Raw genomic sequence first — 12,293 nt, 5'->3', positions numbered from 1 at the left:
CAGTAAAAAAACCTTTCAGGAGACGAGCCATGACCCAATTAGCGATGTGTGAACACACTGAGAAACAAATTCAAGCCAGTCAAACCATGTGTTTGGTGGTGGATGGCAACAGCCATGCCAGCGAGTTGTTACAAGACGCATTGCCACAACACGGTATGTTGGTGAGCGAGGCTTTGTTGCCGCAAATTCGCTTGGTGGCGATGATGATTGCGGCGATGCGGGTGGATTTCAGTCAGCAAGTGCCAGAACAAATCAGCGATGAAGCCGATTGGTTTGCGGCGCGCATGTTGGTATTGGGTGTGCAACAATTTCATTTAGATGTGTCTTTACTCCCCATGCTTAACCGTGCCAATCAACGTGCGGCCGAATTCGCGCACAAACATGGCCTAACGTTTCAAAGCGCCAGCATGAAGATGAGTTTGCATGCCGGTCGTGCCAGCAATGTGTTGTTAATTGAGGTTGCGGCCGATACTTTGCGCCAAGATTTGGGTTTGGTGGCAAATAGTTTGGCCTTGAAGCAGCAAGTTTCGTTACAATCGGGGTTTTGCAACCTGATGTAAGCGAATCATGAATTCATTAATGCAGCAGCTCAATCCGTACCCGTTCGCGCGTTTGCGTGCGTTGATGCGAGACATCAATCCTCCTGAAGACCTGCAACAGGTGATGTTGCACATTGGTGAACCGAAACACGCAACGCCGCAAGTGATACAAGACGCTTTGGTCAACCATCTCGATGGTTTGGCCAAATACCCTGCCAGCAAAGGCATCACTGAACTCAGACAGGCGTGCAGCGATTGGTTGCAACGCCGCTACGACCTCAACGTTGATCCCGAAACCCAAATCTTGCCTGTCAATGGCAGCCGCGAAGCCTTGTTTGCCTTTGTGCAAGTGGTGTTAGACGCGCAAGGTGCGGACAAGCCTGTCGTCATCAGTCCGAATCCGTTTTACCAAATTTATGAAGGTGCAACCATGCTGGCCGGCGGCGAGGTGGTGTACGTCAATTGCAATGCACCTGATTTCATGCCCGCGTGGCAAGACATCAATGCCGCCACATGGCAACGCACGCAATTGGTATTTGTGTGCAGCCCTGGCAATCCATCTGGTGCGGTGATGCAATTGGACGATTGGGCCGCCTTGTTTGCCTTGCAAGACCAATATGGTTTTGTGATTGCCTCGGATGAATGTTATTCCGAAATATATTTTGGTGACGATGCGCCATTGGGCAGTTTACAGGCCGCTTCTTTACTGAATCGCTCGTGGGACAATTTGGTGATGTTCACCAGCTTGTCCAAACGCTCGAATGTGCCCGGTTTGCGCTCTGGTTTTGTCGCCGGCGACGCCAAATTGATGGCTGCTTTCTTGGAATACCGCACTTACCACGGCAGCGCCATGGGTTTGCCAATTCAACACGCCAGCATCGCCGCATGGCAAGACGAAGAGCATGTGCGTTTGAATCAGGCTTTGTACCAACAAAAATTTGATTTGTTTGTCGGTGCTTTACAGGCCGCTTATGAAGTGAGTATTCCCGATGCGTCGTTTTATGTGTGGTTGAAAGTGCCTAACGGTGACGATGTCGCGTTTGCACAGCGCTTGTGGCAAACGCAAGCGGTACAAGTCTTGCCAGGGCGTTTGCTGGCGCGTGACACCCCACAAGGCAACCCTGGGCAGGGCTATGTGCGCATTGCCTTGGTGGCGACGGTGGCTGAGTGTGAATTGGCCGCTGAGCGCTTGCTTACATTTGCACAGCGTGGCTTTTAACCTGTTCTAAGATGGTACGCCATGCCGCGATAACGGGGTCCAGTTCCAATTCAATTGGGTAGATGAAAGACAACATTTCGCTCAGTTTGATGTCGGGCAGGCGGTGGATGTGGGTGTTGGCGTGTTGGTCTAGGTAATGACTGGGCAACAGCGCCAAGCCATGTTTTTGTTCCACCAGCGCCAATAAGGCGTACATATCATCGCATTGCAAGGCGGTCGTGGGTTTCACTTTCCACTGCCGCCAAATTTTTTGTTCAAATTTGGTCAAGGCCGAGAAGGCCGACAGCGAAATCCACGGCAGGTTTTGCATCGCCGCTGAGCTGTTGGCAAACTGATTTTGCCAATCGCTCGGCATCACCACCTCAAATTGCAGCGGCATCAAATCAATCACATGCAAATTGCGATACGGATTGTCACCGACAAAAAAACCGCCTTGCAATTCTTTGCGTCTGACCTGATTCAAAATGATGCCACTCAGACCCAAGCTGAAGGTTTGGTGGATGTGCGGGTATTGGCTCTTGATCAAACTCACGCATTCGGCCAACACCGTCGGTGGCAGCATTTGGATGATGCCAATATCGGCCTGTAAATGGTAATCGTGCTTGATGCTGCCGGCAAACGCATCCAATTGGTGCATTTGTTGCAACATGTCTTCGGCGCGGGGCAACAAGGATTGGCCGGCGGCAGTGAGGCTCATGCCCTGGGCATTGCGGTCAAACAATTGCACGTCTAGGTGTTTTTCCAAGGCTTTGATTTGGGCGGATACCGCGGGTTGAGACAAGTGCAAAGTTTCAGCAGCTTGGGTGAGATTCTGCTGATGGGCCACTGCGACGAAACTTTTCAATTGATTCAAATCCACCGTGGTCTCCGCTTTGAGTAAGTTTTTTATTAATAAAACTTTTTTTGCATTCGCACAAGTTTTTGCCTGTGAAAATTTTCATTGTTTGCGCCAACGCAAAAAAAATTTCTCTATGGTAAAAACCTAATTTTCACGTAAGTTCTTGTTTAAAAATAAATTGTGCACTGCATCATCAGCGATTTAAATCCAAGCAATCCAAAAAAAAAATTGGGCGTCATGGTTTTCTGCCTTTACATTTTCTCACGTGCGACAAGTCAACGTACAAAGGAGAGAAAAAAGTGGAAAAAAATATTGCACAGCAAGTGCTGAATAATCCCAAGTTTCAAAAAATGGCCAAAACGAAAAGTCGCTACTGTTGGACTTTTTCGATTTTGATGTTTGTCATCTACGTGATTTACATTTTGTACATAGGAGCGAGCCCTGAATCTTTTGGTGTCCCTGTAGCTGAGGGTAAGACCACGACGGTGGGTATTTACGTCGGTTTGTTTGTGATTTTGTTTGCCATTGGCATCACCGGTATTTATGTGCGCCAAGCCAACGGTCCATTGGAAGAAATCACCCAAGAAGTGGTACGCGAAGTGACGGCCAGCAATGCGCCAGAAAGCGCTGCCAACACCAAATCATCAGCACCAGCAGCGGACAAACACGTTGCTAAGGAGGCGTAGAATGAAAAAATACTTGCTCGCAAGTTTGGCCATGGCTGCCAGTACTTTTGCCATGGCGGATGCCTTAACCGGAGATGTGGAAAAACAGGCAGTCAACATTCCGGCGATTGTGATGTTCTTTATTTTTGTGGCCGGTACTTTGTACATCACTTACTGGGCTGCCAAACAAAACAAATCCACCAAAGACTTTTACACCGCCGGTGGTGGCATTTCGGGTTTTAAAAACGGCTTGGCGATAGCCGGTGACTACATGTCTGCCGCTTCGTTTTTGGGCATTTCCGCCATGGTGTACACCACCGGTTACGATGGTTTGATTTACTCAACCGGCTTCTTGGTGGGCTGGCCGATTGTATTGTTCTTGATTGCCGAACGTTTGCGCAATTTGGGTAAGTTCACGTTTGCTGACGTGGCCGCTTACCGCTTAAAACAAAAGCCAGTGCGCATGTTTGCCGCTTCAGGCACTTTGTTGGTGGTGATCATTTATCTGATTGCACAAATGGTGGGCGCGGGCAAATTGATTGAATTGTTGTTCGGTTTGGACTACATGTACGCCGTGATTATTGTCGGCGTGTTGATGGTATTGTACGTATTGTTTGGCGGCATGTTGGCCACCACTTGGGTACAAATCATCAAAGCGGTAATGTTATTGTCTGGTGCGACTTTCATGGCCATCATGGTCTTGAAAATGGCCAATTTCAGCCCTGAAGTGATGTTTACCAAAGCAGTAGAAGTACATGCTAAAGGTGACGCCATCATGTCTCCAGGCGGCTTGGTGAAAAACCCGATTGACGCCTTGTCTTTGGGCTTGGCCTTGATGTTCGGTACCGCCGGTTTGCCACACATTTTGATGCGCTTCTTTACCGTGAAAGATGCCAAACAAGCACGCAAATCAGTATTCGTGGCCACTGGTTTCATCGGTTACTTCTACATTTTGACCTTCATCATTGGTTTTGGCGCCATCATGTTGCTCACCAACAATCCTAACTTCTTCCACGAAGTGGTAAAAGATGGCAAACCGGTAATGGAATTGATAGGCGGCACCAATATGGCAGCGGTACATTTGTCCAAAGCCGTTGGTGGTGACTTGTTCATGGGTTTCATCTCTGCGGTCGCGTTTGCCACGATCTTGGCGGTGGTTGCTGGTTTGACTTTGTCAGGTGCGTCAGCGGTGAGCCATGACTTGTATGCAACTGTGTTCCGCAAAGGCCAAGCGACACAACGTGAAGAAATGAAAGTATCGCGCATGACCACCTTGGCTTTGGGTGTGTTGGCCATCATCTTGGGCATTGCCTTTGAAAACCAAAACGTGGCCTTCATGGTGGGTTTGGCGTTCGCCTTGGCAGCGTCGGGTAACTTCCCAGTATTGGTGTTGTCGATGTTCTGGAAGGGCTTGACCACCCGCGGTGCGGTAGTGGGCGGCTTTGCAGGCTTGCTGGGCGCGGCAATTTTGATTATCTTAGGGCCTACAGTATGGGTATCGGTTTTGCACCACGAAACGCCGATCTTCCCTTATGGTAACCCCGCAATCTTCACCATACCTTTGGCGTTTATTGTGACTTGGATTGTGTCGATTACCGACCATTCAGCGCAAGCAGCGCAAGACCGCGCCGGCTTTGAAGCACAGTATGTGCGCTCAATGACAGGCATCGGTATTGCGGATGCATCAGATCACTAACAACAAACTGTAACGGTTACAGGCCGCATCAAGCGGAATCCAGCGGCCTGTAACACAATCAGGAGAAGAGAAATATGGCAGCAATCGAATCAGTATTAAAAGAAAACCGTGTGTTTGAGCCTTCAGAAGACTTTAAAGCGCATGCCAATGTCAGCGGCATGGAAGGCTATAACGCTTTATGTGAAAAAGCCAATCAAGATTACGAAGGATTTTGGGGTGAACTCGCGCAAGAATTGATTACTTGGAAAAAGCCGTTTACCCAAGTTTTGGATGAAAGCCGCGCGCCGTTTTACAAATGGTTTGCTGACGGTGTGCTGAATATTTCTTACAACAGCATAGACCGCCATTTGGCTGACAAAGCGAACAAAACCGCCATCATCTATGAAAAAGACGATGGCAGCTCAGAAAACATTACTTACCAACAATTGTACGAACGCGTGTGCCGTTTTGCCAATGGTTTGAAATCCTTGGGCGTGCAAAAAGGCGACCGTGTGGTGATTTACATGCCTATGGTTCCAGACGCAGTGGTGGCGATGCAAGCCTGTGCCCGCATTGGCGCCATACACTCGGTGGTGTTCGGTGGTTTCTCGTCTGGCGCAGTCAAAGACCGTGTACAAGACGCGGCAGCCAAAGTCATCGTCACAGCCAATGAAAGCGTGCGCGGTGGCAAAAACACACCATTGAAAGCCACAGTAGACGAGGCATTGAAAGACGGCGATTGCACCAGCGTGGAAAAAGTGGTGGTGTTCAAACGCACGGCAACTGAAGTGCCATTTACCGAAGGTCGCGATATTTGGTGGGACGATTTGATTGCCGGCCAAGCCGCCGAATGCGAACCGGAATGGGTAGACGCTGAACACCCATTGTTCATCTTGTACACCTCAGGTTCTACTGGTAAGCCTAAAGGCGTGCAACACAGCACCGGTGGCTATTTGCTCGGCGCCATGGTGTCGATGAAGTGGGTATTTGATTACAAACCCGACGATGTGTACTGGTGTACTGCCGACGTGGGGTGGATTACTGGCCACACTTACATCGCATACGGCCCATTGGCCGTGGGCGCGACCCAAGTGGTGTTTGAAGGCGTACCGACTTACCCAGATGCCGGCCGTTTCTGGCAAGCGATTGAAAAACACAAAGTCACCACTTTCTATACCGCACCAACGGCGATACGTTCTTTGATTAAATTGGGTGCAGACTTGCCTAAGCAATACGATTTGTCCAGCTTGCGCTTGTTGGGCACGGTCGGCGAGCCGATTAATCCTGAAGCATGGATGTGGTATTACGAAGTGGTCGGCGGCGGCCGTTGCCCAATCGTCGACACTTGGTGGCAAACCGAAACCGGCTCCAACATGATTGCGCCTTTGCCAGGTGCGGTGGCGATTAAACCAGGTTCTTGCACCTTGCCTTTGCCTGGCATTATGGTCGACATCGTTGACGAATCTGGTGCATCGGTAGACCAAAGCAATGGTGGTTTCTTGGTGATTTCGCGCCCATTCCCATCATTGTTGCGCACGATTTGGAACGACGATGCCCGCTTCCAAGCCACTTACTTCCCAGAAGAATTGGGCGGCAAATTGTACTTGGCAGGCGATTCGGCCCACCGCGATGAAAAAGGCTATGTGTGGATCATGGGCCGCATCGACGACGTGTTGAACGTGTCCGGTCACCGCTTGGGCACGATGGAAATCGAATCGGCTTTGGTGGCCAATCCATTGGTGGCAGAAGCCGCCGTGGTTGGCAAACCGCATGACGTCAAAGGCGAAGCGGTGGTGGCGTTTGTGATTTTGAAAGGCGACCGTCCCGAAGGCGAAGACGCCAAACGCATCGCGCAAGAGCTGAAAACGTGGGTGGCGCACGAAATCGGCAAGATTGCCCAACCAGACGACATCCGTTTTGGCGACAACTTACCGAAAACCCGCTCCGGCAAAATCATGCGCCGCTTGCTGCGCACCTTGGCCAAAGGCGAGGAAATCACCACCGATACCTCTACCTTGGAAAACCCACAGGTTTTGGATCAATTGAAACACAGCGTGTAAACCACGTTTTACTCAGCTTAAAGCGGCCTGTAAGTTTACAGGCCGCTTTTTTGTCTTATTGAATGCTGTTAATCTTGGCTTTCTGTATCCAACCGAACAATTCATCGCAAGACTGGGTTTTGCGGTTCATGGCCACGGCTTCTGCAATTTTGGCATTGCGCTTTTTGATGTTTGCATCCACCAAACGTTTGGTCTCTTCGGAAGAGAACTGTTGATTTTTGGGGTATGGGTGGTTGGATGAAAAATAAAACTTGAATGGGCCAGTAACTTGTTTGTAAGCAAGTTGAGGATGGGTTTCGATAAGCACAAATTGTGCGCCGGTGGTGTCCTCCAACGGGGCAATTTCGCATTTTGTGCCGTTGGCAAAACGAATGCTGATTCGACTGCCATAGTCTTGCAAGCCAGCAGCGCTGGTTTGCGTGCTATCGAAAACCGTTTCCGCTTGTCCTTTTTTAACCTGCCCATACAACACCACATCGGCGCTGGCCACTATGGAAATTAAGCCAAGTAAGATGCCTAGTTTTTTCAATTGCTGCCTCCTTAGTCACTGTCAGTAATCAATTTATTTCATGCAGACAGTATACTCAATTGCATTAACAAGATACTGTATTGATAAAGTCAACATTATTATTAAAATTCGTTGGTTTTTGTAGTCAATATTGCAGAAATTGTTAGGTTTCTATGCCTACGGCGTGTCTCACTTGCGACGCCGCAAGGGCAGGCAGTTGAAAAGCCAACTACCTACCCTTGGGCTGAGTGTTTTTTGATTGGTAAAGTGTCAAGGGTAAAATGCACGGCTTTGCCGCCCTTGACACTTAAATTCACGGTTTCTAGGGATAATCACGAGCCAAAAAATCAAGAACAAATCGCAATAGAATTTTGTCAAATTAATAAATAAAATTTGTCATTTATAATTGATAGTATCAATTAATTGACAAATTTAATTTTATGTGATTTTTTATTTTAGAATCAAATCAGGGTCAAACTGATTACCTGTTTTCAACACTGTGAAGCAGTAAACCAAGAGCTTGCGCATCATTGCGCAAATAATCTGCTTGTTGGTCTTGCCCTTGTCTTTCAGTCTTTTTATGAATGGTTTGTAAACGGCCATTCGGAAAGCTACCACCGCTGGCATGTACAGTGCTGAACGTATGTACTTGTCGCCCATCTTTGAAATTGCTAAATGTCTTGTTGATTTGTTGCCTGATTGCTTAATGATGGGATTAAGACCAACGTACTTGGTGGCTTGTTTTGCGGTTTTGAATTGCTTGTCTGCAAACAGGGTAAGAATGTGCGGTATTGTGCCGTCGCTGATGGCTGTGATGGACTTTAGAAGCTTTGCCTGTTTATCCAAGTCATTATCAGACTTAATGCGTGACTGAATGACTTTCTCTATGACTTTGATTTCTGCCCTAGTGTTTTTAATGCTGGTTTCAATGTAAGACTTTACGGAATGATGTGCGACTAATGAGCGATTTGTGTGCGACGTGAGCAATTCTTTCAAACCATCTAAATAGCGTGTCAGTGCCTTTAATTCTCTCTCAGACGGTGAAGCAGGTTTATACAACTCTGGTTGATTTCGATGGCAGTAGATCGCAATGCTTTTAGCGTCTTGTTTGTCAGTTTTGACGTTTTGTAACTCACTGGTGACGAATGCTTTAATGCGCAGTGGATTGACTACAGAAATCTTGTGGCCAGTGTCGTGTAGATAGTCAGCTATGGCTTCACTGTATGACCCAGTGGCCTCACAGCAGGCGTAAACCTTGTTTGCAGTGTGTTTTTCTAACCAATTTGTCAGCTTGATGAAACCGTCTTGATTGTTTTCGAATGTGCGATGCAGGTATTTTGTATCGTGCATTAAACAACAATCAATCTTTGCCTTTGCAATGTCTAAACCTAAATACATGAGACTCCCCTTATATGCAAGCTGGCTTACCATCATTGCCGCTTTTGATACTGTTCAGATTTTTAGACAATAGAAAGCCCCAGTTACCAATCTTGTTAACAAGCTCAAGGCTTAGCGGCTAGTACGGTATATCTGGGGCTGGTACTGCTTAAACTAATACTTAATACCTGAGACTTTATAATATTCAAGAATCTCAGTTTTTAATTCAGGAATTTTATCAACATTAATTTCATCATTTCTAATGGACTCAATTAAAGACAGTAAGTGAGCTGAATTAAGAATTGCATAAATCGCAGATTCATTTTTTGGGTAAGATTTAAAACCAGCATGTAAAATTTGCTGAAGATTAAATTTGTGAGCTTCCATTTCTTTATCAAGATTCATTACTGGGCATCCAAGTGTACAGATGGCCTCATTGTGTCTTTTGTCGTGCTATCAGTCAATGACAGTACATTGGCATTGTTTTGTTGCTGGGCTTGTTGATGGCCTTGCTGTACTGGCGGTATTGGGTCACGGTAAGGGTCAAACGGTAAGCCGTCCTTTGCCCACTTCTTACAGAACACATCGGAGACATTAACGACCGTGCCTTGTTGGCTGTAAGCGGTGCATTTGCCTTTACTTATCATGACCCCTTTAACCTGCTCGAATGTTTTTGGCTGGCGTATACCATCGTAGAGTGGTTTTGATTCAGGTTTCTCAGGAATCGTGGGTACGAAGTCGGTAGGCTTTAAAGACTGCCCAGCTTGCTGAGTATTGTTATTTGATACCGAATTGGATCCCTGGACACCTTGCTTAGTAGCGTTTGGTAATACGTCACTTGCCATTTGCGCATCTAACTCTGTTTTTGGGTTTGTATCAATGCCACCAATATCTTGTTTGGCTCGATTACTTAAATGATAGAAACTGTATGCAATAAATAAAATGCCTACCATGAGGACGTAAATAACTGGGCTTACACGTCTTTTATGCTTAATGTGTATTGAGCTGGACTTGTAATATTTGAATGCATTTTTAGGGGGCTTATAAAGCCTCTGTGTGGCATCAGCAAGCGATTGCTTGCTGAGGTTGACCATGCATTCATTCCATTCATAAAGGCGTGTTGTGGCTTGTTTACGGGCAACATGGATGTGTCTTGATACGAGATTGCGAACATAGATATCTATGTTCGCTGGATGTTGCGTCATGATAATGAGTGTGTGGCCCTGATGGCGTAATTCTGTCAGCTTTGATACATACTCTGGAACAACTTTGGCACTGGAACGAACAGGGTAAACATAGTGACATTCATCAACGACTATCAAAGAACCATCGGGGAACAATTCAGCCAGTGGTGCAGACGACATGGTTTCATGGGAGACACGGGATGCGCCAAGCTTTGTGACTTTCAGACCGTCGATGTGTGAGATGTAATAAGGACGTTTTATCCACTCGTAATCAGATGCCTTAGCTGCGGTTTCATCATCGTCATCGGATTCATTTTCGTAATTATAGTCGGGGTATTTCCACTCTTCTTTGCCATCAATACGGACAGGCATTTGCCCCAATTGGTCTTTGTTGTTTGCGATGGCATCAATGACGTAAGAAGTTTTACCCGTACCCATATTGCCTGTAATCAGGATAATCATATACCGACACCTGTAACACCCATCATGATGCGTTTACCGACGTTTAAGGCAATTTTGAAGGCAATGGCACCGAAGATAATCGACAAGGCATAACCTAAACCTGCAATCATCATAATGTTATAAGCCTCGGGCTGTGCTCTACTGAGTTGGGTCAGAATAATGTCTTTGAATTGAGTAAGGAGGTATGCAGAAACACCGCCAGTAACGAATGCTATACCAAAGGCAGCAATCAGCTTGATGACTAAGTAACGAGCAATATACGCAAGAACAGTTGCTAAGACGGCTGGCATCAGTCTTTACTCCTTATGATGAGATACAAACCTACAAGCGATGAAATAATGATGATGAATGGGCGCAACATTTCAGCCGCTTCACAGTGTTTTTCATAACTTTGAACGATGGTTCCCATGCTAAGTGTGATGGTTTTTGGTGCTGGGCAAGTCCCAGTGGAAGGCAAAAAATTGTCTAATTTAAATTCTGATGGATTGGTGATTTCAGGAATTTTGATGTCGGAGAAAATGCTTTCAGCTTCTGAACCATCTCCCATTTTTTCACAACCGAGCGTGTCAGGATATTTGTCGCACTGGACTGGTGTTGAAGCAGGGTTTGTTTCAGGTTTTGTTTCTGGGCTTGTTTCCTTATCATTGTCGGGTATAGGTGTTGGGACTGGAGCAACATCAGTTTGACCTTGTAAATCTGGTCTTAATGTATGGTCTAAAGTAACGGTTTTACCATCAGTGTTAATCGTAATTTTGGTTTCTTTTGCCTTACCGTCGAAAGGGTCTGTATAAGGGTCAGTATTGGCAGTAGCTCCAGATTGAGCAGTAACGCCAACATACGAAAAAGAAGGCGGAGCTTCATTTTGTGAGGGACGTGAATAATTCACCCATGGACTTGGGTCTGCATCAGCCGCAGGCAATGTTAAACGCTCAAAATCATCGTAAGTCATTACACGAGTTTCATTAATGCGGGCTAAAGCTAGAAAGCCTGAACCAGGATCAATGGTTTTATATTGAGGTGAATAGCACTTATTCGTAGATATTGAACCATCTGATACCGCTACAACCTTCACAGGACCACTTGGGCCATAATACGTATGCTCCCAAGAACGACCATTACAGTAGTTTTTAATTACATCAGTTGGTGTTTCATGTGTACTAAGAACTTTGCAAGCAGTAGATTTTGCAGCACATGCCTCTTGCAACTTATCAACAGAATTGAAACCAGTTGTCAAAGTACCCCACAAACCTGAGTTATATCCACTTTCAACTAATACAAAATGATATTTTTGAACAGAAACCCAAGCACCTTTATCTTCATCAAGTATGAATTCATCAATGATATAGGGTATTGCAAAAGAAGCCCCCAATCCCAACCAGCCAGCACGACCAACAAGTGGATTTTTTGCATACTGTGAAACTTTACTGAACATGCTTTGAAGTACTGCTTTTTTTGTGACTTGGTGTTCAAGAACTACGGGAAGAGCAGACTTTGCAACTGCGCCAGAATGCAAATTAAGCCGACCCATGTATTTTGAATCTGCAAACCAAGCTGAATTCGACTTCACTTGATTAGTCATCCAAGCCCTTTGGGCCGCACTATCAATATTAATTTTATCTGCCTTAATAGAACCACGATAATCAACAAAAATTTTAACTTCCTCAGCAAAAGCAAAAATTGGCAGAAGTAAGATAAGTAAAAGTAATAAGCGCATATCAACGCCCCATTGTCAGTATGCCCATCGCAACGATGATGCAAGCAGCTAA

At 46.2% G+C, this 12,293-nt stretch carries 12 protein-coding genes; 5 read left to right on the top strand and 7 right to left on the bottom strand.

The genetic code is table 11. The features are described 5' to 3' along the window. Positions 1 to 29: 29 nt before the first annotated feature. Both BN3003_RS04625 and dapC read left to right on the top strand, forming a co-directional pair. Positions 30 to 560 carry a hypothetical protein gene (locus BN3003_RS04625; protein ID WP_234333022.1) on the top strand — a complete coding sequence of 177 codons (531 nt, stop codon included), beginning with the start codon at positions 30 to 32 and terminating at the stop codon, positions 558 to 560. Between the two features lie 7 nt (positions 561 to 567). After that, on the top strand, positions 568 to 1,758 hold the full coding sequence (dapC, locus tag BN3003_RS04620) for a succinyldiaminopimelate transaminase (protein WP_058305568.1): 1,191 nt from the start codon (positions 568 to 570) through the stop codon (positions 1,756 to 1,758). Here dapC and BN3003_RS04615 read toward each other — a convergent pair. Continuing rightward, positions 1,733 to 2,617 carry a LysR family transcriptional regulator gene (locus BN3003_RS04615; protein ID WP_058305567.1) on the bottom strand — a complete coding sequence of 295 codons (885 nt, stop codon included), beginning with the start codon at positions 2,615 to 2,617 and terminating at the stop codon, positions 1,733 to 1,735. The two genes, dapC and BN3003_RS04615, sit on opposite strands and share 26 nt — an antisense overlap. A gap of 278 nt (positions 2,618 to 2,895) precedes the next feature. Between BN3003_RS04615 and BN3003_RS04610 the strand changes: the two genes are divergently transcribed. From BN3003_RS04610 to acs, 3 genes are all read left to right on the top strand, one after another. After that, positions 2,896 to 3,282, top strand: a complete 387-nt coding sequence (locus tag BN3003_RS04610; RefSeq protein WP_058305566.1) for a DUF485 domain-containing protein — start codon at positions 2,896 to 2,898, stop codon at positions 3,280 to 3,282. 1 nt (position 3,283) lies between these two features. After that, positions 3,284 to 4,957, top strand: coding sequence for a cation acetate symporter (locus tag BN3003_RS04605; RefSeq protein ID WP_058305565.1), 1,674 nt, complete (start codon positions 3,284 to 3,286; stop codon positions 4,955 to 4,957). Positions 4,958 to 5,031: 74 nt separating this feature from the next. Further along, the gene (acs, locus tag BN3003_RS04600; protein ID WP_058305564.1) at positions 5,032 to 6,996 is read left to right on the top strand and encodes an acetate--CoA ligase; all 1,965 of its coding nucleotides are present in this window, start codon (positions 5,032 to 5,034) and stop codon (positions 6,994 to 6,996) included. 55 nt (positions 6,997 to 7,051) lie between these two features. Here the strand turns inward: acs and BN3003_RS04595 are convergent, their stop codons facing one another. From BN3003_RS04595 to BN3003_RS04570, 6 genes are all read right to left on the bottom strand, one after another. Continuing rightward, on the bottom strand, positions 7,052 to 7,525 hold the full coding sequence (locus BN3003_RS04595) for a hypothetical protein (protein WP_058305563.1): 474 nt from the start codon (positions 7,523 to 7,525) through the stop codon (positions 7,052 to 7,054). Positions 7,526 to 7,954: 429 nt separating this feature from the next. Next, positions 7,955 to 8,902, bottom strand: coding sequence for an IS110 family RNA-guided transposase (locus tag BN3003_RS04590; protein WP_159061389.1), 948 nt, complete (start codon positions 8,900 to 8,902; stop codon positions 7,955 to 7,957). A 153-nt stretch (positions 8,903 to 9,055) separates the two neighbouring features. Next, positions 9,056 to 9,286, bottom strand: coding sequence for a hypothetical protein (locus tag BN3003_RS04585; RefSeq protein ID WP_058305561.1), 231 nt, complete (start codon positions 9,284 to 9,286; stop codon positions 9,056 to 9,058). After that, positions 9,286 to 10,527, bottom strand: a complete 1,242-nt coding sequence (locus BN3003_RS04580; protein WP_058305560.1) for a zonular occludens toxin domain-containing protein — start codon at positions 10,525 to 10,527, stop codon at positions 9,286 to 9,288. Before BN3003_RS04580 ends, BN3003_RS04585 begins: the two co-directional genes overlap by 1 nt. Next, the gene (locus BN3003_RS04575; RefSeq protein ID WP_058305559.1) at positions 10,524 to 10,817 is read right to left on the bottom strand and encodes a DUF2523 family protein; all 294 of its coding nucleotides are present in this window, start codon (positions 10,815 to 10,817) and stop codon (positions 10,524 to 10,526) included. Before BN3003_RS04575 ends, BN3003_RS04580 begins: the two co-directional genes overlap by 4 nt. Further along, positions 10,817 to 12,241, bottom strand: coding sequence for an IgG-binding virulence factor TspB family protein (locus tag BN3003_RS04570; RefSeq protein WP_058305558.1), 1,425 nt, complete (start codon positions 12,239 to 12,241; stop codon positions 10,817 to 10,819). Before BN3003_RS04570 ends, BN3003_RS04575 begins: the two co-directional genes overlap by 1 nt. Between the last annotated feature and the right edge of the window lie 52 nt (positions 12,242 to 12,293).

It is taken from the genome of Vitreoscilla massiliensis (genome assembly GCF_001457815.1).
Taxonomy (GTDB): domain Bacteria; phylum Pseudomonadota; class Gammaproteobacteria; order Burkholderiales; family Neisseriaceae; genus Vitreoscilla; species Vitreoscilla massiliensis.
The sequence above is the reverse complement of the archived record's forward strand: the minus strand, read 5'-3'. Positions and strand labels throughout refer to the sequence as shown.

Bases quoted from the DNA above. Each gene is read 5' to 3' on its own strand.
- BN3003_RS04625 (WP_234333022.1), top strand. From the start codon at position 30: ATGACCCAATTAGCGATGTGTGAACACACTGAGAAACAAATTCAAGCC.
- dapC (WP_058305568.1), top strand. From the start codon at position 568: ATGAATTCATTAATGCAGCAGCTCAATCCGTACCCGTTCGCGCGTTTG.
- BN3003_RS04605 (WP_058305565.1), top strand. From the start codon at position 3,284: ATGAAAAAATACTTGCTCGCAAGTTTGGCCATGGCTGCCAGTACTTTT.
- acs (WP_058305564.1), top strand. From the start codon at position 5,032: ATGGCAGCAATCGAATCAGTATTAAAAGAAAACCGTGTGTTTGAGCCT.
- BN3003_RS04590 (WP_159061389.1), bottom strand. From the start codon at position 8,902: ATGTATTTAGGTTTAGACATTGCAAAGGCAAAGATTGATTGTTGTTTA.
- BN3003_RS04585 (WP_058305561.1), bottom strand. From the start codon at position 9,286: ATGAATCTTGATAAAGAAATGGAAGCTCACAAATTTAATCTTCAGCAA.
- BN3003_RS04580 (WP_058305560.1), bottom strand. From the start codon at position 10,527: ATGATTATCCTGATTACAGGCAATATGGGTACGGGTAAAACTTCTTAC.
- BN3003_RS04575 (WP_058305559.1), bottom strand. From the start codon at position 10,817: ATGCCAGCCGTCTTAGCAACTGTTCTTGCGTATATTGCTCGTTACTTA.
- BN3003_RS04570 (WP_058305558.1), bottom strand. From the start codon at position 12,241: ATGCGCTTATTACTTTTACTTATCTTACTTCTGCCAATTTTTGCTTTT.